23 protein-coding genes and 2 pseudogenes are annotated in these 24,587 nt (G+C 68.7%); 17 read left to right on the top strand and 8 right to left on the bottom strand.

What is annotated here, in order from left to right:
• Nucleotides 1-37: 37 nt before the first annotated feature.
• From ACT6XY_RS05320 to ACT6XY_RS05335, 4 genes are all read left to right on the top strand, one after another.
• On the top strand, nucleotides 38-907 hold the full coding sequence (locus ACT6XY_RS05320; protein ID WP_444747291.1) for a metallophosphoesterase family protein: 870 nt from the start codon (nucleotides 38-40) through the stop codon (nucleotides 905-907).
• Between the two features lie 154 nt (nucleotides 908-1,061).
• The gene (locus ACT6XY_RS05325; RefSeq protein ID WP_444747292.1) at nucleotides 1,062-1,649 is read left to right on the top strand and encodes a hypothetical protein; all 588 of its coding nucleotides are present in this window, start codon (nucleotides 1,062-1,064) and stop codon (nucleotides 1,647-1,649) included.
• Nucleotides 1,650-1,660: 11 nt separating this feature from the next.
• Entirely contained in the window at nucleotides 1,661-2,005 is a 345-nt protein-coding gene (locus ACT6XY_RS05330; protein WP_444747293.1) for a YciI family protein, read from the top strand.
• Between the two features lie 4 nt (nucleotides 2,006-2,009).
• Entirely contained in the window at nucleotides 2,010-3,314 is a 1,305-nt protein-coding gene (locus tag ACT6XY_RS05335) for an RNA polymerase sigma factor (protein ID WP_444747294.1), read from the top strand.
• Here the strand turns inward: ACT6XY_RS05335 and ACT6XY_RS05340 are convergent.
• The 5 genes from ACT6XY_RS05340 to ACT6XY_RS05360 form a co-directional block, all read right to left on the bottom strand.
• Nucleotides 3,292-4,581 carry an ABC transporter substrate-binding protein gene (locus ACT6XY_RS05340; protein WP_444747295.1) on the bottom strand — a complete coding sequence of 430 codons (1,290 nt, stop codon included), beginning with the start codon at nucleotides 4,579-4,581 and terminating at the stop codon, nucleotides 3,292-3,294. The two genes, ACT6XY_RS05335 and ACT6XY_RS05340, sit on opposite strands and share 23 nt — an antisense overlap.
• Before the next feature lie 76 nt (nucleotides 4,582-4,657).
• A complete protein-coding gene (locus ACT6XY_RS05345; RefSeq protein WP_444747296.1) occupies nucleotides 4,658-5,932 on the bottom strand; it encodes an ABC transporter substrate-binding protein in 1,275 nt (424 codons plus the stop codon).
• 34 nt (nucleotides 5,933-5,966) lie between these two features.
• The gene (locus tag ACT6XY_RS05350) at nucleotides 5,967-6,815 is read right to left on the bottom strand and encodes a carbohydrate ABC transporter permease (RefSeq protein WP_444747297.1); all 849 of its coding nucleotides are present in this window, start codon (nucleotides 6,813-6,815) and stop codon (nucleotides 5,967-5,969) included.
• Nucleotides 6,816-6,822: 7 nt separating this feature from the next.
• On the bottom strand, nucleotides 6,823-7,755 hold the full coding sequence (locus ACT6XY_RS05355; RefSeq protein ID WP_444747298.1) for a carbohydrate ABC transporter permease: 933 nt from the start codon (nucleotides 7,753-7,755) through the stop codon (nucleotides 6,823-6,825).
• A complete protein-coding gene (locus ACT6XY_RS05360; protein WP_444747299.1) occupies nucleotides 7,748-8,935 on the bottom strand; it encodes an ABC transporter ATP-binding protein in 1,188 nt (395 codons plus the stop codon). The genes ACT6XY_RS05355 and ACT6XY_RS05360 overlap by 8 nt, the downstream gene beginning before the upstream one ends.
• Before the next feature lie 181 nt (nucleotides 8,936-9,116).
• On the opposite strand from ACT6XY_RS05360, the gene ACT6XY_RS05365 reads away from it, so the two are divergent.
• Nucleotides 9,117-9,941 carry a phosphodiesterase gene (locus tag ACT6XY_RS05365; RefSeq protein ID WP_444747300.1) on the top strand — a complete coding sequence of 275 codons (825 nt, stop codon included), beginning with the start codon at nucleotides 9,117-9,119 and terminating at the stop codon, nucleotides 9,939-9,941.
• A 92-nt stretch (nucleotides 9,942-10,033) separates the two neighbouring features.
• Here ACT6XY_RS05365 and ACT6XY_RS05370 read toward each other — a convergent pair.
• Nucleotides 10,034-10,239 (bottom strand): annotated as a pseudogene (locus ACT6XY_RS05370) (IS3 family transposase); the annotation flags it as partial.
• 6 nt (nucleotides 10,240-10,245) lie between these two features.
• Nucleotides 10,246-10,440, bottom strand: a pseudogene (locus tag ACT6XY_RS05375) (transposase); the annotation flags it as partial.
• A 113-nt stretch (nucleotides 10,441-10,553) separates the two neighbouring features.
• Here ACT6XY_RS05375 and ACT6XY_RS05380 point away from each other — a divergent pair.
• The gene (locus ACT6XY_RS05380; RefSeq protein ID WP_444747301.1) at nucleotides 10,554-10,937 is read left to right on the top strand and encodes a hypothetical protein; all 384 of its coding nucleotides are present in this window, start codon (nucleotides 10,554-10,556) and stop codon (nucleotides 10,935-10,937) included.
• Between the two features lie 280 nt (nucleotides 10,938-11,217).
• Here the strand turns inward: ACT6XY_RS05380 and ACT6XY_RS05385 are convergent, their stop codons facing one another.
• Nucleotides 11,218-12,594: an aminotransferase-like domain-containing protein gene (locus tag ACT6XY_RS05385; RefSeq protein ID WP_444747302.1), complete on the bottom strand. Its 1,377-nt coding sequence runs from the start codon at nucleotides 12,592-12,594 to the stop codon at nucleotides 11,218-11,220.
• Nucleotides 12,595-12,732: 138 nt separating this feature from the next.
• Between ACT6XY_RS05385 and ACT6XY_RS05390 the strand changes: the two genes are divergently transcribed.
• The 11 genes from ACT6XY_RS05390 to ACT6XY_RS05440 all read left to right on the top strand — a co-directional run bounded on the left by ACT6XY_RS05390 (nucleotide 12,733) and on the right by ACT6XY_RS05440 (nucleotide 24,573).
• On the top strand, nucleotides 12,733-14,043 hold the full coding sequence (locus ACT6XY_RS05390; protein ID WP_444747303.1) for a hydroxymethylglutaryl-CoA reductase, degradative: 1,311 nt from the start codon (nucleotides 12,733-12,735) through the stop codon (nucleotides 14,041-14,043).
• A gap of 69 nt (nucleotides 14,044-14,112) precedes the next feature.
• Nucleotides 14,113-15,144 carry a TRAP transporter substrate-binding protein DctP gene (gene dctP / locus ACT6XY_RS05395; RefSeq protein WP_444747304.1) on the top strand — a complete coding sequence of 344 codons (1,032 nt, stop codon included), beginning with the start codon at nucleotides 14,113-14,115 and terminating at the stop codon, nucleotides 15,142-15,144.
• A 66-nt stretch (nucleotides 15,145-15,210) separates the two neighbouring features.
• Nucleotides 15,211-15,729, top strand: coding sequence for a TRAP transporter small permease subunit (locus ACT6XY_RS05400; RefSeq protein WP_444747305.1), 519 nt, complete (start codon nucleotides 15,211-15,213; stop codon nucleotides 15,727-15,729).
• On the top strand, nucleotides 15,726-17,051 hold the full coding sequence (locus ACT6XY_RS05405; RefSeq protein WP_444747306.1) for a TRAP transporter large permease: 1,326 nt from the start codon (nucleotides 15,726-15,728) through the stop codon (nucleotides 17,049-17,051). Before ACT6XY_RS05400 ends, ACT6XY_RS05405 begins: the two co-directional genes overlap by 4 nt.
• Before the next feature lie 151 nt (nucleotides 17,052-17,202).
• The gene (locus ACT6XY_RS05410) at nucleotides 17,203-17,985 is read left to right on the top strand and encodes an IclR family transcriptional regulator (RefSeq protein ID WP_444747307.1); all 783 of its coding nucleotides are present in this window, start codon (nucleotides 17,203-17,205) and stop codon (nucleotides 17,983-17,985) included.
• A 29-nt stretch (nucleotides 17,986-18,014) separates the two neighbouring features.
• A complete protein-coding gene (locus ACT6XY_RS05415) occupies nucleotides 18,015-18,764 on the top strand; it encodes an SDR family NAD(P)-dependent oxidoreductase (RefSeq protein WP_444747308.1) in 750 nt (249 codons plus the stop codon).
• A 137-nt stretch (nucleotides 18,765-18,901) separates the two neighbouring features.
• Nucleotides 18,902-20,623, top strand: coding sequence for an FAD-dependent oxidoreductase (locus ACT6XY_RS05420; protein ID WP_444747323.1), 1,722 nt, complete (start codon nucleotides 18,902-18,904; stop codon nucleotides 20,621-20,623).
• A 101-nt stretch (nucleotides 20,624-20,724) separates the two neighbouring features.
• Nucleotides 20,725-21,792, top strand: coding sequence for a TRAP transporter substrate-binding protein (locus ACT6XY_RS05425; RefSeq protein ID WP_444747309.1), 1,068 nt, complete (start codon nucleotides 20,725-20,727; stop codon nucleotides 21,790-21,792).
• A 69-nt stretch (nucleotides 21,793-21,861) separates the two neighbouring features.
• Nucleotides 21,862-22,485, top strand: coding sequence for a TRAP transporter small permease subunit (locus ACT6XY_RS05430; RefSeq protein WP_444747310.1), 624 nt, complete (start codon nucleotides 21,862-21,864; stop codon nucleotides 22,483-22,485).
• Complete coding sequence (locus ACT6XY_RS05435; RefSeq protein ID WP_444747311.1) at nucleotides 22,482-23,825, top strand: TRAP transporter large permease; 1,344 nt, start codon at nucleotides 22,482-22,484, stop codon at nucleotides 23,823-23,825. The genes ACT6XY_RS05430 and ACT6XY_RS05435 overlap by 4 nt, the downstream gene beginning before the upstream one ends.
• Before the next feature lie 319 nt (nucleotides 23,826-24,144).
• Complete coding sequence (locus ACT6XY_RS05440) at nucleotides 24,145-24,573, top strand: hypothetical protein (protein ID WP_444747312.1); 429 nt, start codon at nucleotides 24,145-24,147, stop codon at nucleotides 24,571-24,573.
• The last annotated feature ends 14 nt before the right edge of the window (nucleotides 24,574-24,587 follow it).

A 24,587-nucleotide genomic window follows, 5' to 3' on the forward strand; every position in this document is an offset into this window, starting at 1 on the left:
CTTTGCCTTTGCCGCTTCCACCCCGAGGATCCCCTCCATGTCCCGCGCCGCCCGCATCTGCATCGTCACCGACATCCACCACGGCAAGCCGTCGTTCTCGAAGGCCGGGCCGGCCGCGCTGGGCCTGTTGGAGGAGTTCCGCCGCTTCGTCGCGGAAACCCGTCCCGACCTCGTGCTGGATCTCGGCGACCGCATCTCCGACGAGGCCCGCGACAGCGATCTCGCGCTCGAGCGCGAGGTGGCGGAGGCCTTCGCCCCCATCGCCGCGCCGCGCTTCCATCTCGACGGCAACCACGACCGCGACTACCTCGCGGTGGCGGACAACGACGCCATCCTCGGCCGCAGCGCCGGCCACGAGACGGTGGACGTCGGCGACTGGCGGTTGGTGGTCTGGCGCGCCGACGCCAAGCTCCACCGGCCCCAGGGCTTCGCCCTGCAGGACGCCGATCTCGCCTGGCTGGCGGCGACCATCGCAGTCGCCGACCGGCCGCTCGCCATCGTCAGCCACGTGCCCGTGTCGGGCCATTCGCAGGTCGGCAACTACTGGTTCGAGAACAACGCCCGCTTCTCGACCTACCCGACGGCCGAGCGCGTGCGCGCCGTGCTGCGCACCGCCAGGGTCCCGGTCATCTGGATCTCCGGCCACGTCCACTGGAACACGCTGACCATGGTGGACGGCATCGCCCACATCACCCTGCAGTCGCTCACCGAGACCTTCACCACGGCGGGCGAGCCGGCCGGCGCCTTCGCGCTGGTCGAGCTCTCGGACGAGGTGCTGTGGCGGGTGCACGGGACCGACGGCTTCGCCTGGTCCGCCCGCACGGAGGCCCTGGCCCGCCGCTGGTTGTCCCCGTTGCCCGATTTCCGCGAGGTTGTCGGCAGCAAGATGCACCAGGCGGCGGAGTAGGCTGGAAGGCGACGGCGGAGGGAAGCTCAGGTACGCCCTCGGGCGTATGACGGAGGATGCGCGCGGCGGCGCCGTGTCGAATTGGCGAAGGTCCGCCCGTCATGGGTTCGGAGGCTCGTCTGGAGCCTCTCACAGAAGCCCGATGGAGACCCTCATGTCCCGCCTTCTCCCCCTTGCGGCCGGCCTCGTGGCCCTCGCCGCCCTCCCCGCCCTCGCCGGCGACCGGTTCGGCCCGCGCACCGAGATCGAACGCCTGTCCGGCACCTATGCCAGCACCGGACCGGAGCCCTGGTACGGCGGCTATGGCACGCGTCGCTTCACCTTCGAGAACGGCCGGTGGAGCCTCGTCTTCACCCATGCGCTCGATCCGGAGATGCGGCGTCCGACCTTCGCCTTCCGCACCTACGGCCCCTACCGGATCGGCACGGCCTCGCGCGCCGTTCCCGGCGCCTACGAGGGCATCTTCACCGAAGAAACGAAACGCGTCACGCTGCTGACCGAGGACCCGGCCATCGTCCAGGCCTTCGGCTTCGCCTCTTGCGGGCTGAAGTTCAACGTCGAGGTGGACATCTCCGCGACCGGCTGCGCCGGCTGGAAGCCGGTGTCGGTCTGCCCGGACGACCACGACCTCATCGCCATCGATGCAGCCGGGCTCTACTTTGGCGTCAGGCCGCGCGACAACGACATGTGCACCGCCGAGCGTCGCCCGACGGCGCTGCTCATGCCTGTCGTCCGGCAGTGAGGGAGAGAGCGATGCGCTTCGCCATTCTGAACTACGTCCACCCCGACGGCTTCGCCGACCGCCGCCCCGACAACGCCCCGGACGGGCCTGCCTGGGGTGCCTATACCAAGGCACTCATCGAGGCCGGGGTGCTGGTCGGCGGTGCGGCCCTGCTGCCGGCCCATTCGGCGACGACCCTGCGTCTCGTCGAGGGCCGGCGCGATATCCATGACGGTCCCTATGCCGAGACGAAGGAGCAACTCGGCGGCTTCTACCTCATCGAGGTGCCCGACATCGACACGGCGCTGGAATGGGCGGCCCGCAACCCGGCCGCGGTTACCGGCGCCGTCGAGGTGCGGCCCGTGCTCGCGACGTGACGCCATGACGGACACGGCCTCCACGGCGGTCGAGCGGGCGGCGCGCCTGTCCTACGGACGGCTGCTCTCTCTCCTCGCCGCGCGCGGCCGTGACCTCGCCGCCGCCGAGGATGCCCTCGGCGGTGCGCTGCTCCGGGCGCTCGAGACCTGGCCGGTCTCGGGCGTTCCGGACAATCCCGACGCCTGGCTCCTCGCTGCCGCCCGCCGCATCGCGGTGGACGCTTGGCGGCGGCAGGCGACGGCCGGCGCGCTCCGTGCAGAGGTCGCCCTCCTCGATGAGGAACGGCTCGCGCGGCAGGACGGACCGCTTCCCGACCGGCGGCTGTCCTTGATGCTCGCCTGCGCCCATCCCGCCATCGATGCGGCCATCCGCACGCCGCTCATGATGCAGATCATCCTCGGCATCGAGGTGCGCAGGATGGCCTCGGCCTTCCTTCTCAAGCCGGCGACCCTGGCCCAGGGCCTGGTGCGGGCGAAGGCGCGCATCCGCGACTTGGGTCTCGGTTTCGAGCTGCCCGGCGCAGACGTGCTGCCGGAGCGGATCGACGCGGTCCTCGATGCCATCTACGCCGCCTACACGCTCGGCTGGGACGATGACTTCGCCGCCGACGATGCGCGCGGCGATCTCACGGAAGAGGGCTGCTGGCTGGGGCGCATCGTCGCCGAACTCGCACCCGACCATGCCGAGGCGAATGCGCTTCTGGCGCTGCTCCTGTTCTCCGAAGCGCGCAAACCGGCGCGCCGCGACCGGGCGAGCGGAGCCTTCGTACCCTTGTCCGAGCAGGACCCGGACGACTGGAACGCGGCGCTGTTGGCGGAGGCCGAGGAGCGCCTGCGGCGGGCGAGGCCCGGCGAAGCTCCGGGCCGCTACGGACTTGAGGCGGCGATCCAGTCGGTCCATGCCGATCGTCGCCGGACAGGGCGCACCGACTGGCGCGCGGTCGAACACCTTTACCGCGGCCTCGTCGCGCGGGTCCCCGCCATCGGCGCCCGCATCGGCCACGCCGCCGCGCTCGCCGAATGCGACGGGCCGGCGGCAGGACTGGAGGCGCTGGACAGGATCGCCATGGACGGGATCGCCACGCACCAACCCTATTGGGCGACGCGGGCCCATCTCCTCGCCGCCCTCGGCCGCGAGAGCGAGGCGCGGGGGGCCTACGAGCGGGCCATCGGCCTCAGCCGCGACCCTGCCGTGCGACAGTTCCTGGCGGAGAGAACCGGGCGCACCGCGCAGCCCTCCACCGAACCCGCCCGGCTGGCGCCGGGCGGGTTCGAACAGGCTGCGATCAGCCCTGGCGACGCGGAATGAGACGCGTGACCTCGCGCGACATGTCGCGCAGGACCTCGTCCGGGGAAGCCTTCTGCTCGACGATGCGGGCGAGATTGTCGACCATGACCTGGGTGACGCGCACCGAGTTCTGGCCCGGGAAGGCGTACCACGGGATCATCAGGTGGACCTGCTTCGTCGCCGCCTGGAACAGCGGGTTCGCCTTGTAGAACTCGCCGAGATAGGCGGGATCGTCGATGGCGAGCTGGTTGCAGGGCACGTAGCCGGTGTTCTTCGCCATCAGCGTCGTGCCCTCGGCGGAGGTTGCGAACTTGATGAACTCCCAGGCCGCGGCCTGACGGGCCGGGTCCTTGGCGGTCATCATGGCGCCGGCGCCGCCGGTGGGCAGGCGGCCCTTCACGGGATCGATGACCGGCAGGGTGGTGGTCTGCATCTCGAAGTTGCTGCCGACCATGCCGGAGACCTGGCGCACCTGCGCCGTGGTGCGGAACATCATGCCCATCTTGCCGGCGCCGAAGGACTGCAGGTCGGCATTGCCGGTGAGGTTCGGCATCTTGCCTTCCTTGACCATGCGGTCGAGCAGCCGCAGCGCGGCGAGACCCTCGGCGCCGTCGAAGGCGACCTTCGTCTCGTCCTCGGTCAGCATGCGGCCGCCGAAGCCGTAGAGCAGCGCCGAGAACATCCAGTCGTCGCCCGGCCAGCGGAAGAACATGCCGGTATTGCCGTCGCCGAGGGCGGCGATCTTCGCGGACAGGGCAATGACGTCGTCCCAGTTCTTCGGGAAGGTTTCGGCGCTGGCGCCGACCTTCTTCAGGAGATCGACGTTCATGTAGCTGATCGGGTTCGAGGTGGCGAAGGCGAGGCCGCACTGCACGCCGCCATGGTGGCCGAGGCCGAGGATGGGCCGGGAGTAGCCGATCTTCGCGAGGTCGCCCTCACGATCGAGGAAGGGCTTCAGGTCGGCGGCGATCGACCGCTCGGCGAAGAGGCGCAGGCGGTTGAGGCCCTGGAACGAGACGTCCGGCAGGCCGCCGGTGGTCGCCTGACGCAGGACGAGCTGGGCACCGTCCTCGTACGTGGGCGTCGGATTGACATAGGTGACCTTCACCTTGTCGCTCTTCTTGTTGAAGGCTTCGGCAACGGCCTCCATGGCGGCCTTGAAGATGGGCGGCATGGAATAGTGAGCGACGACCTCGACGGTCTGCGCGCGCACGACGTTCGGCATCGCGATGGCGGCGGCGCCGGCCATGAGGCCGAGCGTCGAGCGGCGGGTGAGTTTGGTGGACATGACAACCTCGGTTCCGGGGCTGGTCTGAACAAGATCCCCGCCGGCCGGCCCCTCCGGCCCGCGGGGCATGAGGGGATCAGGCGCGCGGCAAGAGGCGCGTGACGTCGCGGGCCATGTCGGCGAGGGCGGCGTCGACGCCCGCCTTCTGCTCGACCACACGAGAGACGTTGTCGGTGATGACGGAGGAGATGCGGACGCCGTTGGAGCCGGGGAAGGCGTACCAAGGCACCATGATCGGCATCTGCCGCACGCCGGTCATGAACAGCGGGTTCTCGCGGTAGAAGTCGCCGAGGTGGCGCGGATCGTCGGCGGCGAGCTGGTTGACCGGCACGTAGCCGGTGCCCTTGACCATGACCGCGGTGCCCTCCGGCGAGGTGCAGTGACGCAGGAAGCGGTAGGCGGCCTGCCGCTTCACCGGGTCCTTTGCCAACACCATGCCGGCGGCGCCGCCGGTCGGCAGCCGGCCACGGGCGCGGTCGCCGAGAGGGAATTCCCAGGTCGCGAGCTGGAAGTTTCCGCCGAGGGAGCGCTGGGCCTGGCGCAGGAAAGCGGTCGACCAGAAATACATGCCGACACGGCCCGCGGCGAAGGCCTGGGCGCCCGCCTCGCCCGACAGGGCGGGCATGCCGCCCTCCTTCACGAGGCGGTCGAGCACGGTGAGGGAAGCCCGGCCTTCCGGCCCGGCGAAGCCGATCTCGCGCTCGGCCTCGTCCATCATCCGGCCACCAAAGCCGAAGAGGAGGGCCGAATAGATCCAGTCCCCCTGCCAGCGATAGTAGGAGCCGTGGACGCCGCCGCCGAGGGCGGAGATCTTCCCCGAAGCCTCGATGATCTCGTTCCAGGTCGTCAGCTTCCGGTCGGGGTCGAGCCCGGCGCGGCGGAACAGGTCGGCATTGACGAAGACGATGGGATTGGAGGTGGCGAAGGCGAGGCCCGCCTGGACGCCGCCTGCCTTGCCGAGGCCGAGCAGTTCCTGCGTGTAGCCGAGCTTGCCGGCATCGCCCTCGGCGGCGAGCAACGGCGCGAGGTCGGTGGCTAAGCCGCGCTCGGCAATGACGCGCAGGCGGTTGAGGCCCTGGAAGGAGAGGTCGGGCTGGCGACCGGTCACCGCCTCGCGCAGGACGAGTTGGGCGCCGTCGTCGTAGCTCGCGCTCGCCTGCCGATAGCTCACCTTGATGTCGGGGTGGGCGGCCATGGCGTCGGCGGCGAGCCGGTCCATCACGTCCTTGTAGACGGCGGGCATCGCGTAGTGGACCTCGATCTCCACCGGCGCCGCAAAGGCGAGGCGCGGGGCGGCAAGTGTCGCGGCGGCGGCGGCGAGGGCGGTGCGGCGGGTCAGGCGGACGGTCATCGCGAACTCCGGGGACGACGGGGGCGGGCCGGGCTCATCCCTTGAGCCCGGTCATGGTGATGCCTTCGATGAAGCGGCGCTGGGCGAGGAGGAAGGCGGCGACGAGGGGCAGCGTCGTCAGGGTCGCGGCGGCCATCAGGGCGCCGAAATCGTCGCCGGCCTCTTCCGTTCGGAAGTAGACGACGCCGAGGGCCGGGGTTGCGAGCTCGCCCTTGCCGGAGACGGCGATGAGCGGCCAGAACAGGTCGTTCCAGTGGGCGACGACGGAGAAGATCGCGAAGGCGGTGGCGGCCGGCCAGGCGTTGGGAACGACGATGCGCCAGACGATGGACCATTCGCCGAGGCCATCCATGCGCGCCGCCTGGATCAGTTCGTCCGGCATGGAGCGGAAGAACTGGCGGAACATGAAGATGGCGAAGACCGAGATGGTCGAGGGCGCGATGAGCGCCGCATAGGTGTTGAGGATGCCCGTCTTGGCGAAGGCGATGTAGAGCGGGATGGCCGGCACATGCGCGGGGATCAGCAGGCCGAGCATGACGAAGGCGAAGAGCGTCTCGCGGCCGCGGAAATGGAGCTTGGCGAGCGCGTAGCCGGCCGGGAGGGCGAAGGCGAGCTGGAAGACGAGGATGCCGAAGCAGACGATGGCGCCGTTGAGGAGATAGCGGCCGATCGGCACCTCGGAGAGGACGCGGCCGTAGTTCTTCTGGATGGCGAAGGTCTCGGGGATCAGCGACATGGAGGCGCGCCAGACCTCGTCCAGCGGCTTCAGCGACACCGAGATCATCCACAGGTACGGCATCAGGAAGAGCAGGCCGAGCGCGCTCAGGATGGCGAGGCGCGGCAGGTCGGCGAGAAGGCTGCGGTCGTTGGAACCGGGGATCATGACCGCCTCACCCGTAGTGCACGCGCCGGTCGATGAGGCGCGTCTGGATCAGCATCAGGACGACCACCACCGCGAGGAAGACGACGGTGATGGCGGCGGAATAACCCATGCGGAAGTAGGTGAAGCCCTCCGTGTACATGGTGTAGAGCAGCACCTCGGAGGCCTTGTTCGGCCCGCCCTGGGTCAGCGTCGCGACGATGTCGAAGACGCGCAGCGAGCGGATCATGGTGATGGTCAGGACGAAGAGCGTGGTGGGGCCGAGCAGCGGCCAGGTCACCGTCCAGAAACGCGACCAGCCGGAGCGCACGCCGTCGACCTCAGCCGCCGCGTAGAGGTCGCGCGGGATGGCGGTCAGCCCCGCCAGGAACAGCACCATGTTGAAGCCGATCTGCTCCCACACGCCGATGATGGCGAGGGTCCACATGACGCTGTCGGAGGAGCCGAGCCAGTTCGGGCCGACGATGCCGAGGCCGCGCAGCAGCGCGTTCACCGGGCCGATGGTCGGGTGGAACATGTACTGGAAGGCGGTCGCCATCGCGACCATCAGCGAGACGACGGGCAGGAAGAAGACGGCCCGGAAGAAGGTGCGCCCGCGGCGGCCGCCCTCGATGGCGAGCGCCAGGGCGAGGCCGCCGACGACCGAGGCCGGCGTCGTCACCGCCACGAAGAAGGCGGTGTTGCGGAAGGAGACGACGAAGCCGCGGTCTTCCATCAGCTCGGCGAAATTGGCGAAGCCGACGAAGCGAAGGGCGGTGGCGCCGAGCTCGTAGTCGGTGAAGGCGATGGCAACGACGGCGAGCGTCGGCACCAGCAGCATCAGCACGAAGGCGAGGATGGCGGGGCCGGTGAGTAGCCAGGCGGCCAGCGCCTCGCCGCGGCCGATCGGGTCAGCGCGGCGGTCGGATGGCGCCAGCGATGCGGGAAGCGCGAGGTCAGACATAGCGCGGCACCCGCACCAGCGGCCCGGGCGCCGCCGGCGCCTGCACCTGGCGCGCCGCCTCGGCGCTGATCAGGCCGACGCGGGTGCCGGCGGCGTCGAAGGCGAGGAGCCGGCCCGGGAGCGGCGCGACGCAGAGGACGTGGCGCGACGGCGTCGTCTCCCAGGCCTCGGGGTCGAGGCGGACGATCAGCGCCGTGCCGGTCGCCTTGTGCTCGCCATAGACCAGCACCTCCGCCCCGAGGAACTCGACATGGCGCACCGCCAGCGGGAGGCCGTTGGCCGCAGGCACGAGGTGCTCGGGCCGGATGCCGGCCTCGATGCGGCCGCCGGTCCGCGGTGCCACCTCGCCGGTGGCGAAACCGGCGACGACGACGCGCCCCTCGGCGTCCGTCTCGGCAGGCAGGATGTTGATGCGCGGCGAGCCGATGAACTTCGCCACGTCGATCGTGGCAGGCTGCTCGTAGATCTCGCGGGGCGAGCCGAACTGCAGCACCACGCCGCCGAGCATCACCGCCACGCGGTCGGACATGGTCATGGCCTCGGCCTGGTCGTGGGTGACATAGACCGTCGTCACGCCGACGCGCCGGTGCAGGTCGACGAGCTCGCGCCGCATGTCGTGGCGCAGGGCCGCGTCGAGGTTCGACAGCGGCTCGTCCATCAGGAAGGCCCTGGGGTGGCGGACGATGGCGCGGCCGAGGGCGACGCGCTGGCGCTGGCCGCCGGAGAGCTGGCCGGGGCGGCGGGCCATGAGATGGTCGATCGAGAGGAGCTTCGCCGCCTCCTCCACCTCGCGGCGGATGGCGGCGCGGCGCTCGGCCGTACCCGAGACGAGACGGCCGAGAAAGGGAGCCCGCTCGAGGGCCGACAGGCGACGCATGACCAGCGGCAGGGCCATGTTCTGCTCGACCGTCATGTGCGGATAGAGCGCGTAGTTCTGGAACACCATGGCGACGTCGCGGTCGGCGGCGCGCCGGCCGGTGACCTCGGCGCCGCCGATGACGACACGGCCGCTGTCGGCGCTCTCCAGGCCGGCGATGATGCGCAGGAGCGTGGTCTTTCCACACCCCGAAGGACCGACCAGCGAGACGAAGGCGCCCTGGTCGAAGGCGAGGCTCACGCCCTTGAGGACGCGCGTCTCGCCAAAGGATTTCTCGATCGCATCGAGGACGATACCGGCCATGCCCACCCGCTCCGTGATGGGGCTGGCCTACGCGGCTTCGACGACGGAACGGCAACGCGCCGATGACGGTTCACCGACGATTGGACGACGCTCCCGTGACGGCTCGCGACGGCGTCCGGCTGTCGTCGTGCCGTCATGCGCCGCCCCTAGGCAGCCGGCATCGTCCATCCGGAATCGCGCCATGCTGCTCGCCCATCTCACCGATCTCCACGTGCGCCCCCACGGGCTTGCCGCCTACCGCACGGCGGAGACCAACATGCTGACGGAGCGGGCCATCGACGCGGTCCTGGCCCTCGATCCCAGGCCCGACGCGGTGCTGATCACCGGCGACCTGACCGACAACGGCCTCCCCGCCGAATACGAGAACCTGAAGCGGATGCTGTCGCGGCTGCCGATGCCGGTCTGGCTGATCCCGGGCAACCACGACCGCCGCGAGAACCTCAAGGCGATGTTCGCCGACTTCCCCGGCCTGTCGGACCATCCGCATTTCGCCCAGTGGGCGACCGACCTCGGCCCGGTGCGTCTCGTCGGCCTCGACACGGTGGTGCCGGGCTCCGGCGCCGGCCGGCTCTGCGCCGAGCGGCTCGCCTGGCTGGAGGAACGCCTCGCCGAAGCGCCGGGCAAGCCCACCATCGTCGCCATGCACCACCCGGCCTTCGTCTGCGGCATCCATCACATGGACCGGATCAGCCTGCTCGAGGGCACGGCGGAGTTCGAGGCCGTCATCCGCCGCCACCCGCAGGTGGTGCGCGTCCTCGCCGGCCACCATCACCGGCCGATCCAGGCGCTGTTCGCCGGCACCCTCGCCATGGTCGCCCCCTCCGTCGCCCACCAGGTGGTGCTGGACCTCAACGACAAGCCTGCCGGGCAGTTCAACTTCGAGCCGGCGGCCTTCCACCTGCACCTGTGGACGGAGACGTCCGGTCTCGTTAGCCACACCGCCTATGTCGAGAAGGCGGCGGGTCCCTTCCCCTTCCTGCGCGACCCCGACTATCCCGGCGCCTGAGGCGGGAATCTGCGACCGGGCTGAACCGGGCTGGACCGTCCCAGCGCCGAACCACGGCAGCCTGGCCCGCTCATGGTTTCGTGGACGCGCAGTTAAGCCAATCCCACATTCCGTTCGAACTCCATCGGGCTGACGCAGCTTAGGGTCGAGTGCCTGCGGACAGCGCGTTGGAACCTCTCGACCCAGTTGAACACGTCGGCCCGGGCCTCGTTGCGCGTGCGGTAGGCCTTGCGTTGCCGGATCGGCTCATCGAGCAAGCGACGCCATGGTCGGCCATCAGCTTCTGGAGCTGCTCGCTGGCGGACGCGAACCTCATGTCACGTCCTTCGCGAAGTAGGCTGCGGCCTTCTTCAGGATGTCACGTTCCGCGTTTGGCACCCTCCCGCCGCAGTTTCCAGATCTCAAGCTGCTCCGGCTTCATCTGACCGTGACCTGGAAAGGCATGGCAGGGATCGAACGCCAGCTCCCGCACCCATTTGCGCAGCACGTTCTCGTGCAAGGCGTTCGCACAGCGAACCTATTCCCGAGCAGGCGAGCCTATCGAGCTCCCCAGGCCATTGTGGAAATGCCACTTGAATAGGAGCGGTGGCCCTTGTTGCTCGTTGGAGGGCCATGGGTCATGCCACGCGACACCCTTTGCTCGTATCCAAGGTCGCAAGCAACGCGGCGTTCTTGGTGCCGTGCCTCGTAGCATTCACGAAGGGCCTGATTGCAACCGCAGCGCTCACTCTCGCGGTCGCGATCGTCTCCGCGTTCTATCACCTCAGCGACGAGACGCACCTTCGTTGGCTCGATCAGCTGCTGGCGCTCTGTCTCGTCGCGACCAACGTCTACATGCTTGCTGCGGCCGGCATCCCCTTGCCTAATGCACCTGTCGCAGTGTTGCTGTCGCTCCATGCACTTTACCACTTTTACTTTCGTGGAGAGGACGATTGGCAGTGGCATTGCTCGTCTGCAGCGATCACAATCTGCTGCGTGCTGGCCCATACCTCCTGACATGTCGGCACCCTATCCGGCCGATGAGCGGACGCGGCAGGCGATCAGTCCGCCTCGCTAGTCATCCTCATTCTGAGATGAGGGGGCGCTTGCACTGACGGCCTTCGAAGGGGAATAGGACGAGAAAGTTGATCCACCACCCGCCAACGGACATCGGTCGGGGCAGACATGGCACAGGTCTATGGCGCTGGTCCGCTCCGCGGAGTCCGGAATCACGAAAACCGGCGGAGGTCGCCGCTCCTGACCGGACGCCCCGGGGCGCGGGCTCCGAGGGTTCACCTTAGGCGTCGATTTCCGCGCGCATGAAGGCGAGGAAGCGGGCATCGTCCGCATAGGCGACGTTGACGCGGATCGCCGGCCGGTATCCCACCCGGTCCAGTGTGAAGATCGAGCTCGGCGCCATGAAGATCCCGGCATCGGCCGCCCGCGCCGTCAGCGCCATGTCGTCGAACCCTTCTGGAAGCGGGCACCACAGATAGTAGCCGCCCGACGGTGGGCTGAAGCCGGGGAGGCCCAGCCGCCCGAGGTTGTCGGCCGCGGCCTCGCTCGCCCGCGCCACGCGGTCGCGCAGCCGCCTCAGGTGGTGGCGGTAATGGCCCTCGGCCATGAGGTCATGGATGAGCCGCTCCACATAGCCGGAACTGTTCACGACGGTCAGCATCTTGACGTCGGTGAGCGACCGGATGACGTCACGATGGCCGGCGATGTAGCCGGCGCGCAGGCTGGCCGACAGCGTCTTGGAGAAGGTGCCGACATAGAGGACGCGGTCGAGGTGGTCGAGCGCGGCGAGGCGAGGCGTCATCGGCGGCAGGATGTCGGCGAAGGGGTCGTCCTCCACCACCATCATGTCGTGGCGCTCCGCCGCCTGCAGCAGGCGGTGCAGGCTGGCGAGCCCCATGGAGGTGCCGGTCGGGTTGTGGGCGAGCGCCTGGGTGAAGAACAGCTTCGGCCGGTATTGCACGGCCTTGGCCTCGAAGTCATCGAGATCGGGTCCCTCCGCCGTGCGCAGGATCGGCACCAGCGTCGCGCCCATGAGGCGCAACTTGCCGAACAGCGGGTAGTAGCCCGGACTGTCGACGAACACCGCATCCCCCGGCTCGAGGAAATGGCGGACGATGAGGTCGAGCCCGTGATTGGCGCCGAAGGTCATCAGCACCTCGGCGGAGGTGGCGGGAATGGAGCGTTCGATCAGCTGGTGCGCGATGCGCTCGCGCAGCGGCTGAAAGCCCTGCGGGGCGCCGTAGCCATGCTCCATTTCGCCGCCGCCGAGGCCCGCGCGCGGCCGCAGGAACCGCCTGAGTTCCGAGCCCTCCATCCAGCTGGGCGGCGGGCGGCCGTCGCCGACCCTGACGGCATGATGCTGGTCGAGCTGTTCGCGCAGCAGCGACAGATGGTCGATGGCCGCGGCGACATGGGCCGGCCGGACCTCGACGCCGCGGCGGCGCGGCGCCGCCACGTAGAAGCCGGACCCCGCCCGCGGCTCCAATGCGCCCGACGCGACGAGCCGGTCATAGGCCTCCACCACGGTATTCTTGGCGACGCCGTATTCCTGCGCAGCCGCCCTGACCGAGGCGATGCGCCGGCCCGGCGGCAGGTGCCCCTCCTCGATCAGCTTGAGGATGATCGCCGCGATCTGTTCGGAACGGCTCGTGCGCATCAAATCGTACCAGCTGGTTTACTGGCACAGTTGGGCGGACGATAGGCCGAACTGTACCTTGTGGGTTCGCGCAGACTGGCCAAACTCTCGTGAAAATCAAGCGTGGTCCGCCGTGGCCGCCGTCTGAGGAAACTGCCGATGAGTGCCGAGCCGTCGCGTCGCAACGCGGTCAATTCGCGTCTGGAGAACTACCGCAGCCTGGAGCCGGCCGACCGCGTCGCCATGCTCGCGGACGCCGTCGGCCTGACCGAGACCGAGAAGGCCATGCTCACCGCTCCTGGCGCGCTGCCGCTGACCCGCGCCAACGGCATGATCGAAAACGTCGTCGGGACCTTCGAACTGCCCTTCGGCGTCGCCACCAACTTCCAGGTCAACGGCCGCGACTATCTCGTGCCCATGGCGGTGGAGGAGCCCTCCGTGGTTGCCGCCGCCTCCTACATGGCCCGCATCGCCCGCGGCTGCGGTGGCTTCGAGACCTCCTCCACCCTGCCGATCATGCGCGCCCAGGTGCAGATCGTCGGCCTCACCGATCCCTACGGCGCGCGGCTCCGGCTGCTCGGCGCCCGCGACGAGATCGTCGCCGCCGCCAATGCCAGGGACAAGGTGCTCATTTCCCTCGGCGGCGGCTGCCGCGAAATCGAGGTTCACGTCTTCCCGCACACCCCGCGCGGCGCCATCGTCGTCATGCACCTCCTCGTCGACGTGCGCGACGCCATGGGCGCCAACACGGTCAACACCATGGCCGAGACGGTGGCGCCCATCGCCGAGCGGGTGACCGGTGGCACGGTGCGCCTGCGCATCCTCTCCAACCTTGCTGACCTGCGCGTCGCCCGGGCCCGGGTCAGCCTGACCCCCGAGGCGCTGGCGACCAAGGAGTTCTCCGGCCAGCGGATGATCGACGGCATCCTCGACGCCTATACCTTCGCCGCCGTCGATCCCTACCGCGCGACGACCCACAACAAGGGCATCATGAACGGCATCGATCCTGTCGTCGTCGCCACCGGCAACGACTGGCGCGCCATCGAGGCCGGCGCCCATGCCTATGCGGCGCGCTCGGGGCGCTACACCTCGCTCACCACCTGGGAGCTCTCCACCGACGGCCGCCTGGTCGGCACCCTCGAAATGCCCATGGCGCTCGGCCTCGTCGGCGGTGCGACCAAGACCCATCCCCTCGCCCAGCTCTCCCTGAAGATCCTCGGCGTGGAGACCGCGCAGGAACTCGCCGAGGTGACGGTTGCGGTGGGTCTAGCGCAGAACATGGCGGCCCTCAGGGCGCTCGCCACCGAGGGCATCCAGCGCGGCCACATGGCCCTTCACGCCCGCAACATCGCCATCGTCGCCGGTGCCACCGGTCCCGAGATCGACACGGTGGCCGCCGAGCTTGCCGCCGCCCACGACGTGCGCACCGACCGCGCCAAGGAGATTCTGGCCCGGCTCCGTCAGGGCTGACCAGCGCATGGGGGACGTGCCCCGACGCGCGTCCTCGTCCACAACCAGAACAAATCTTGGAGGAATCCCATGACTCTCGACCGTCGCATCGTCCTCAAGGGCGCGGCCGTCGCCGCCGCCGCCACCGGCCTCGCCGCCCCCGCCCTCGCCCAGAACCAGGTGAAGTGGCGCATGCAGGCGCTGTGGGATCCGGGCACGACCCCGCAGAAGTTCGAGGAGCGTTTCGTCAAGCGTGTCGGTGAGCTCACCGGCGGCAAGTTCACCATCGACCTCTTCGCGGGCGGCCAGATCGTGCCCGCTGCCCAGGCCTTCGACGCGGTGCGCGGCGGCGCCTTCGAGATGATGAAGACCTTCGACGGCTACGAGGCCGGCAAGATCCCCGCTTTCGCCTTCACCTCGACCATTCCGTTCGGCTTCCCCGAATCCGACCAGTTCGAGGCCTGGTTCTACGAGATGGGCGGCCTGGAGATGGCCCGTGAAGCCTATGCCCCTGCCGGCCTCGTCTATGTCGCCCCGACCATCTACGGCCAGGAGCCGATCCACTCGAAGGTGCCGATCACCAGGATCGCCGACCTCGCCGGCAAGAAGGGCCGCTTCGTCGGCCTCGCTTCCGCCGTCATGGCCGCCTTCGGCGTCTCGGTCTCGCCGCTGCCGACGGGCGAGGTCTACTCGGCGCTCGACAAGGGGGTCATCGACATCGCCGACCGCGGCGACCTCACCGCCAATTTCGAGGCGGGCCTCGCCGAAGTCGCGAAGCATGTCGTGCTGCCGGGAGTCCACCAGCCGACGACGGCGACGAGCTATGTCGCCAACCGTCGCGCCCACGACGCCCTTCCGGCCGAGTTCAAGGCGGCGCTGACGGTGGCGGCGCGGGAGATCTCGACCAGCCTGCGCCAGCACATCCTCGTCCAGGACGTGCTCGTGCTCGACAAGTACAAGGCCAAGGGCTGCACCATCCACATGCTGGACGGCGCCGACATCCTCGCCAACCGTCCGAAGGCCGTCGCGGCCTGGCAGGCGGCCACCAAGGACAACGCGCTGGCGAAGAAGATCATCGGAAGCCAGATCGACTTCATGAAGAAGCTCGGCGTCCTCGCCTGATGCCGCACGTCGGCCGGGCACTGCCCGGCCGACGTCGCCTTCGACCCCCTCCCCGAGGAGCCGGCCGTGCCGCCGATCATCAGCGCCTTCGCGCGCGCCGTCACCGCGGTCAGCCGGGCGGCCTTCTATCTCGCCGCGCTGTCCATCTACGCCATCGTGCCGGTGATGCTGATCGACGTCGCCATGCGCTACGTCTTCAACAGCCCCACCGTCTGGGCAATGGAACTCGCCGTCCTCATCTTCGGCCCGTATTTCCTGCTCGCCGGTCCCTACGTCCTGCACCTCAAGGGCCACGTGGCCATGGACATCATCCGCCAGCGCCTCTCGCCCGGTGCCGGGCGTGTGCTGGACCTCGTCAACATGCCGATCATCATCGCCTTCGCGGCAATCCTGCTCTGGTATTCCTGGCCGCTGGCGGTCGATTCCTGGAACTACGGCGAGACCTCCTTCTCGGCCTGGAACCCGCCGATCTGGTGGGCGAAGGCGGCGGTCCCCCTCTCCCTCGCGCTGATGCTCGCCCAGGCGCTCGCCGAGTTCCTCCGGTTGCTGTTCCGCGACTCCGGCTATGAGGCAGTCGCGTCATGACGCCGGCACTCTCGTCCACCGCCATTCTCGTGCTCATGTTCGGCGGCCTGACGCTGTTCATGTTGACCGGACTGCCCATCGCCTTCGTGCTCGGCGGCCTGTCCCTCGTCATCACCGTCACGCTGTGGAACCCGCAGGCGGTGGTCATCCTCGTCCTGCAGATCTTCGACACGATGAAGTCGGAGGCGCTCCTCGGCATTCCGCTCTACATCCTGATGGCGGCGCTGCTGTCCCGCTCAGGGGTCATCGAGAAGCTCTACCGCGCCATGGAACTGTGGTTCGGGCGGCTGCGCGGCGGCCTCGCCATCGGCACGGTGGTGATCTGCGTGATCATGGCGGCGATGACGGGCGTGGTCGGCGCGGCGGTGACCGCCATGGGCCTGCTCGCCCTCCCCGAAATGCTGCGGCGGCGCTATTCGCCGGAACTCGCGACCGGCACGATCTGCGCCGCCGGCACGCTCGGCATCCTCATCCCGCCCTCGGTGCTGACCATCGTCTATGCCGTGACGGCGCAGGTCTCGATCGGCAAGATGCTGATGGCCGGCATCGTGCCCGGCATCATCCTGGCGACGCTCTACATCCTCTACATCATCGTCATTTCCTGGCTGAAGCCGGAGGTCGCGCCGCTCGCCGACGACACCGGCGACGTGCCGCTCGCCGAGAAGCTGAGGGCTCTGCGTTCGCTGATTCTGCCGACCTTCATCATCGTCATGATCCTCGGCTCCATCTTCTTCGGCATCGCCACGCCGACGGAAGCGGCCGCCGTAGGCGTCCTCGGCGCCGTCATCGCCGCGGCCATGGAGAAGCGCCTGACGCGGGACGCCCTCGTCTCCTCCGCCGTCGACACCGCCAAGGCGACCGCGATGATCCTGTGGATCACCATCGGTGCGAAGGCCTATGTGGCGATCTTCACCGGCCTCGGCGGGGCCGACACCCTGCTCGGCCTGATCAAGTCGCTGGACGTGGCGCCCATCGTCATCCTGCTGGTGATGATGGCGATCCTGATCTTCCTCGGCACGGTTCTGGACGAGATCGGCATCATCCTGCTCACGGTGCCGGTCTTCATCCCCGTGGTGAAGTTCCTCGGCTTCGACGAGATCTGGTTCGGCGTGCTCTACGCCATCACCATCCAGATGGGCTACATCTCGCCGCCCTTCGGCTACACGCTCTTTTACATGAAGGGGACATTGCCGCCGCACCTGTCCATGGGCGTCGTCTACCGCGGCATCATACCCTTCTTCCTGCTCCAGGCCGTCGGCCTCGCCATCGCCATGGCCTTCCCCGGCCTGATGACCATCCTGCCGACCCTGATGGACCGCTAGGCTCAAGGGTCGGATCCGGCGTCGCGCCTCGACATGCTGTTCAACGCGGGCCCGCTCGGGTTACCCCTGACCGGACCGGCGCGGCGATCCGTGCAGGTGCCGGGCAGCGTGATAGGATGCCGGGGCAGACGTCGGGCGGAGAGTGATGGCCGTGCAGACCAAACCCCAGCGAGGTATCGGGGCGATCGAAACCGGGAGCCGTATCCTCAACGCCTTCGTCACGATCGGCCGGCCAGCCATGCTGCGCGACCTCGCCGAACACGCGGGCCTGACCGCAGCCCAGGCGCATGCCTACCTCGTTTCGTTCAAGAGCGCCGGACTGGTCGAGCAGGAGGACGGCTCGGGCCTCTACCGTCTCGGACCGACGGCGCTCAACCTGGGCCTCGTCAGGCTGCGCACGCATGAACCTCTGCGCATGGCGAGCAGCGCCATCGTCGGCTTTTCGACGGAACAGTCCGCCATGATCGCCCTGTCGGTCTGGGGCACCTATGGGCCCACCATCATCCAGGTGCAGGAGGGGCCGCACCAGTTGCATGTCAACGTGCGTGCGGGGACGGTCTTCTCCATCACGGGCACGGCCACCGGCCGCGTTTTCGCCGCTCACCTGCCCGAAAGCCTGATCGCCGAGCGCGTCGCTGCCGAGCGGACCGATCGTGCGACGCAGCGGATCGGTCAGGTCACCACGCTGGCGGAATTGAAGAAGCATGCGGCCTTCATCCGCCGGCACGGCTTTGCCCCGATCGAGGGACAGCCGGTGCCGGGGGTCAACGCCATTGCCGCCCCCGTGCGGGACTACACTGGCCAGCTCCAGTGCGTCGTGACCATGATCGCCGCCGCCGGCATGCTCGACACAGGGGTCGGCGGCGAGCGCGCCAAGGCCATGCTGGCTTTTGCCGGCAAACTATCCTCCGATCTGGGATATCGGGCGCCGTAAAGGGACCCGCTGACGACTGGGAGACCGAGATGATGCTTCAGGGGCGCGTGGCGCTGGTGACGGGGGCCGGCGGCGGCATCGGGCGGGCGCTGTGCCTTGGCCTCGCGCGCGAGGGGGCCGTGGTGATCGCCACGGACCGGTCGGAGGAGGCGTGCCGCGCCACCGCCGACGCCGTGACGGCCGCAGGAGGCCGGGCCGAATGGGCTGCCCTCGACGTCACCGACCGCACGGGTGCCGCAGCTGTCCTCGCCGGCATCATGGACAGGACCGGCGACGTCTCCATCCTCGTTAACGGCGCCGGCATCTGCCCGCGCCACGGCATCGACGATCCCACCCTCTTCGAGGCCTGGGACGCGGTGATGAAGGTGAACCTCGACGGTGCGCTCAACGTCACCATGGCGGTGCTGCCGGCGCTGAAGCGGACCCGCGGCTGCATCGTCAACATCGCGTCCATCGCCGCCTTCGTCTCCACCGCCACGTCCCTCGGCTATTCGACGTCCAAGGCGGCCCTGAAGATGCTGACCCAGAACCTGGCGCAGGAACTCGCCCAGAGCGGCGTGCGCGTCAACGCCATCGCCCCGGGGACCATCGCCACCGAGATGACGACCGCCACCCGCAATGATCCGGCGCGCGCGGCGAAATTCCTCGCCCGGATTCCGATGGCGAGGTTCGGCGAACCGGAGGAACTGGTCGGTCCGGTCGTCTTCCTCTGCTCGCCCATGTCGACCTACGTCACCGGCACGACGCTGGTCGTCGACGGAGGCTATCTCGCCGTCTGACATGTGCAGATCAGGACCCGCCGAACGGCTGCTTGCCATCGAGGCAGGACCTCGCCTAGCGTGACGAACGCATTCGTTCATTGCGAATATCTGGCGACCCCAACCCCTCAAGGGAGGCCCTGTCCGTGACGGCCATCATGACCGACACGCTCGTCGTCGGCTCCGGCGCCGGAGGTCTCGCCGCCGCTGTGACCGCGCGGCTTGGCGGGCTCGACGTGATCGTCGTCGAGAAGGAGCCCCTGTTCGGCGGCGCCTCTGCACGGTCGGGCGGGTGGCTCTGGATCCCCTGCAATCCCCATGCGCAGGAGGCCGGGATCGCCGACACGCCGGCCGAGGCCCGCCGCTACCTGCAGCACGAGGCGGCCAACCATTTCGACGGCGAGAGGGTCGACGCCTTCCTCGCCAATGGGCCGGAGATGGTGTCGTTCTTCGAGAAGAACACCGCGGTGAAGTTCGTGCTTGGGCCGGCCTTCTCCGACTACCATCCGGACGCACCGGGTGCGAAACCCGGCGGTCGCTCCATCGTCGCCGAGCCTTTCGACGGCCGGGAGCTCGGCGCCGAGATCAAGCGCCTGCGCCCGCCGCTCCCCGAGATCACCTTCCTCGGCATGATGATCGGCTCCGGCAAGGAGCTGCTGCACTTCTTCAACGTGACGCGCTCGGTGAAGTCGGCCGGCTATGTCGGCATGCTGCTCGCGCGCTATGCCCGCGACCTTGCCCTGCACGGTCGCGCCATGCGCCTCACCAATGGCAATGCGCTGATCGGCCGTCTGGCGAAGTCGGCCCTCGATCTCGGCATTCCCATCCGCACGTCCAGTGGCCTCAGGGACCTCATCGTCCGCGACGGGCGCGTGATCGGCGGGATCGTCGACACGCCGGACGGTCCGGTCGATATCCATGCCCGTCGCGGCGTCGTGCTGGCCAGCGGCGGCTTTCCCCGCAACGCCGAACGACGCAAGGCGCTCTATCCGCATGCGCCGACGGGCGAGGAGCACTACTCCCCCGCCCCGCCCGGCAACACCGGCGACGGTCTGGGGCTCGCCGAACGTGTCGGCGCCGCTGTGGTCACCGACTATCCCAATCCGGCAGCCTGGGCGCCCGTCTCGCGGGTGCCGCGCCGCGACGGCTCCATCGGGCTCTTCCCCCACTTCATCGATCGCGCCAAGCCGGGCGTCATCGCGGTGACGCCGGCAGGCCGGCGCTTCGTCAACGAGGCGAATTCCTATCACGACTTCATGCAGGGCCTGTTCAGGGCGACGCCGAAGGGGGCAGAGGTCCGGGCTCTGCTCATCACCGATCATCCGACCCTGCGGCGCTACGGGCTCGGCTTCGTCAAGCCGTTTCCGGTGCCGCTCACGCCCGTTCTCGCCAACGGTTACCTGAAGAAGGGGCGGACCCTGCGGGAGCTCGCAGCCGCGGCCGGGATCGATCCGGAGGCTTTCGAGGCGACGATCCGCGACTTCAACGAGACGGCACGCCGCGGCGAGGATCCCGCCTTCGGTCGTGGCAGCACCGCCTACAACCGCTATCTCGGCGATCCCGATGTCAAGCCGAACCCCTGCGTCGCCCCCATCGAGACCGGACCCTTCTACGCCGTGGAGGTGGTTCCAGGGGAGCTCGGCACCTTCGCCGGCATCCGCTGCGACGCCGACGCCCGCGTGCTCGACGAGAGCGGCGCCCCGATCCCAGGGCTCTATGCCGCCGGCAACGACGCTGCGAGCATCATGGGCGGCAATTATCCCGGCGGCGGCATCACCCTCGGACCGGCCATGACCTTCGGCTACATCGCCGCGCGGCACATGCAGCACCACCCCATCGCACCATCCGACCAGGAGTTGCCGCAGGGCACGCGTGCCTGATCGGGGCTCGACGGCATCCTGGCCCCCGCCCAGGATGATCCGGCATCACCAAGGCCGAATGGCCAAGCGGGCTTCTTGACCTGCCGGAGGAGGAAACGGCGATGAAACTCTTGAAGACAATGGCGGCGGGCCTCGGACTCATGGCCGCGGCGACCCTGGTTCCGGCGGCAAATCCCGCCATGGCGCAACAGTCGCGGACGTTCGACCTGCAGCACGGCTTCCCGGTCAACCTGCCGTCCCTCGGCCCGAGCCCGGGCCGCTGGGCGCAGATGGTCGAGGCCATGACCAACGGCGAGGTGAAGATCCGCGTCCGCAACGCCGGCGAACTCTCGCCGCCGCTCGAGATGTTCGGCGCGGTGTCGTCGGGTGCCATTCCCATGGCCTTCGACTGGATGGGATACTGGGCCAACCAGATCCCTGTGACCAACCTCGTCAGCGCCATGCCGTTCGGCGCCTCGCCCGAGATCCTGCTCGCCTGGATGTTCCGCGGCGGCGGCCTCGAAATCATCCAGAAGGCTTATGACCCGCACAACGTGGTCATCCTGCCCTGTCACCTCGTCGATTCCGAGGCCGGCGGCTGGTTCCGCAAGGAGATCAACTCGGTCGACGACCTGAAGGGCCTGCGCATGCGCATCGCCGGCCTCGGCGCACTCGTCCTGTCGAAGCTCGGCGTGTCCACGCAGCTCGTGCCCGCGGGCGAGATCTTCGTGGCGCTGGAGCGCGGCCGTATCGACGCCACCGAGTTCTCGCTGCCCTCGATCGACCGCGGCCTCGGCTTCTACCGGGTCGCCAAGAACTACTACTTCCCCGGCTGGCACCAGCTCGCGACCTGGGACTCGATCATCATCAACAAGGGCGTGTGGAACTCGTTCACCGACCGGCAGCGCACCATCATGCGCGAGGCCTGCATGGCGAACGTGACCTTCAACATGTACGACCAGATCGACACCCAGCGGACCGCCCTCGAATATTACCGTACCCAGGGCGTCACTATCCGGCGCTTCCCCGACACCGTCCTCACCGCCCTGCAGAAGGCCTCGGAAGAGGTGCTGAACGAGCAGGCGGCGCGGGATCCGCTGTTCAAGGAGGCCCTGACCAGCCTGCGCGACTACATCGCCAAGGTGGGCGAGTGGCGGGAGCTGCAGCGCATCCCGGCGCCGCAGCGCTGACCGGAACGGACGGACATCACCCGGCCGGCGCCTCGTGTGCCGGCCGTCGCCCGTGAGGAACTCCCGATCGTGGATGCAGCCCTGAAAATCCTGGATCGCGCCAGCCGACTGGCGAGCGGCTTCTGCCGCCTCGCCAGCTGGACCCTGCCGCCGGTCATTGTCGTCATCCTGGGGACGGTGCTGGCGAGCCAGCTGCGCCTCTCCACCATCGTCGTCTGGGGCCTCGAGGTGCCGCTGTTCGGCGACCGGCTCACGGTTACGGGGCTGACCGAACTGCAATGGCACCTCTTCGCCGTCATGGTGATGCTCGGCATCGTCTATGCGGTCGAGACCGACGCCCATGTGCGCATCGACTTCGTCGCCGGCCGCTGGACCGCGCGCACGCGCGTCATCATCGAACTGATCGGCGACACGCTTCTGCTTCTGCCGTTCACGCTGTTCATGCTGCACTTCTCCTGGCGCTTCACCGGGACCGCGTTCCGCACGGGCGAGCGCTCGACGACAGGCGGGCTCGAGGACCGGTACCTCGTCAAGGGCATGATGCCGCTCGGCTTCGCGCTGCTGGCCATCGTGGTGGTGGTGAAGATCATCCAGCACGTCGTCGCCCTGGTCGGCCCCGGCCGCGACCCCGCAAGCGTCGACTGGTTTACCCGCAGACAGGGCGTCGCTCCCGAGGAAGGCATGACCACGTGACCGGACAATGGTTGCCCATCGCCATGCTCGTCGTGCTCGTCGCGGGCGCCTTCAGCGGCTATCCCATGGGCTTCGTCATGGCAGGGATCGCCGTCAGCTTCTGCCTCGTCGCCGACGTTCCCATCGCCTTTCTCTTCACCTTCGTGACGCGGATCTATTCCGGCATTCTCGCCGACTGGCTGCTGCTCTCGATCCCGCTCTTCGTCTACATGGGCCTGATGCTCGACAAGTCGGGCATCGCCGGGCGGCTCCTGACCTCGCTCGCAAGGCTCATGGGCCCCCTGCCGGGCGGCTACGCCATCGCCGTCGCGGTGATCGGCATCATCATGGCGGCCTCCACGGGCATCGTCGGCGCCTCCATCGTCATGCTCGGCCTGCTCGGCCTGCCGGCCATGCTGGAGCGCGGCTACGACCCGCAGATCGCCACCGGCATCATCGCGGCCTCGGGCACGCTCGGCATCCTGATCCCGCCGAGCATCATGCTCGTGGTGCTCGGCGAGGTGCTGCAGGTCTCGGTCGGGGACCTGTTCCTCGGCGCTCTCGTACCCGGCATCCTGCTCGGGGTGCTCTTTATCGTCTGGATCCTGATCGGCGCGGTGCTCTGGCCGCAGCGCATGCCCGCCATCGAGCGGCGCGAAGGCATTCCGCTCGGTGCGCTGCTGCTCGAGGCCGGCGCCAATCTGGTGGCGCCGCTGGGGCTGATCGTCGCCGTCCTCGGCTCGATTGCCGCGGGGATCGCCACCCCGACAGAGGCGGCCGCGATCGGCGCCCTCGGCGCCACGATCCTCGCAGCCTTCTCCCGCGAGTTCCGCTGGTCGTCGCTGCCGCCAATCCTTCACTCGACCACGCGCACGACGGCGATGATCGCCATGGTGATGATCGGCGCGACATGCTTCACCGGGCTCTTCCTGCGCATCGGCGGCGACGACCTCGTCCGCAACATGCTCTTCGTCGACACCGTCGGCGCCTGGGGCGTCCTCATCATCATCATGCTGGCGGTCTTCATCCTCGGCTTCGTGCTCGAGTGGGTGGAGATCACCTTCATCCTGATCGTTCTCGTCGCACCCATCGTGGCGGACCTGAACTTCGGGATGGGCATGACACGGGAGGAGACCCTGATCTGGTTCGGCATCCTCGTGGCCGTGAACCTGCAGACGTCGTTCATCTCGCCGCCGTTCGGGGCCTCACTCTATTATCTGAAGGGCATCTGCCCGCCCCACGTCACCATCGGCACCATCTACCGCGGCGTCACGCCCTTCATGATGATCCAGCTCATCCCGCTGCTGATCGCCATGGCCTGGCCGCCGTTGATCCTGTGGCTGCCGAAGCTCATGCGCTAAAAGGGCCCGTTCTCAACACGGCCAGCCCGCGCAGTCGTTCCAGATGAGCGCGGAAGCCTCCATGGTGGATGAACCGGCTGCCGGCGCAGGAGCCTGTCCGGAATCCTTGGAAACACGCCGGCTTGCGTCGCGGCATGAGCCTCCAGCAGCCCCCCTGCCATAAGCCCTGGCAGAGAGAGGCACGCCCCCGGGAAGCCAGCCGTTCGTAAGGGGCGCCACCTTGGTGCCGCGCGAAGCCAGGGCCGATCAGGCGGTGCCAGACACCGGACAGGCGCCCCACGGTCGCCTCATGTCGGGATCAACCAGGGACTATGGTACGATGTCATCGAACCGCCGCCGCACCGCCTTTGCCGCCGCCTCCGGACTTGTTCTCGCGGCTTTTTCGGCCGGGGCTGCGGTCGCCCAGCAGCAGCTTGCCGCGCCTCCGGCCGTCGCCGCCGAATTCCGTCAGTTCCTGGTCTCCTTCCGCCAGGCCGTGCAGGCGAACGACCGCGCCGCGGTGACTTCACTCACCCGCCTGCCTATGCTCCACACCAGCGACCTGCACGACCGCGCCGCTTTCGAGGGGCGGGTCTACCGGCAGATCTTCACGACGCGCAATCGCACCTGCCTGCGGACCGCGCGCCCCGTCTACGACAGGAGCGGCGACGGCACCGACTCCTTCATGATCTTTTGCGGCGACATGTACTTCCTGTTCACGAAGAAGACGGACGGCTTCCGCTTCGCCGAGACAGGCGTGAACGACTAGGGTCCTCACCTCGC

The sequence above is a fragment of the Phreatobacter sp. genome, from assembly GCF_052440005.1.
Taxonomy (GTDB): domain Bacteria; phylum Pseudomonadota; class Alphaproteobacteria; order Rhizobiales; family Phreatobacteraceae; genus Phreatobacter.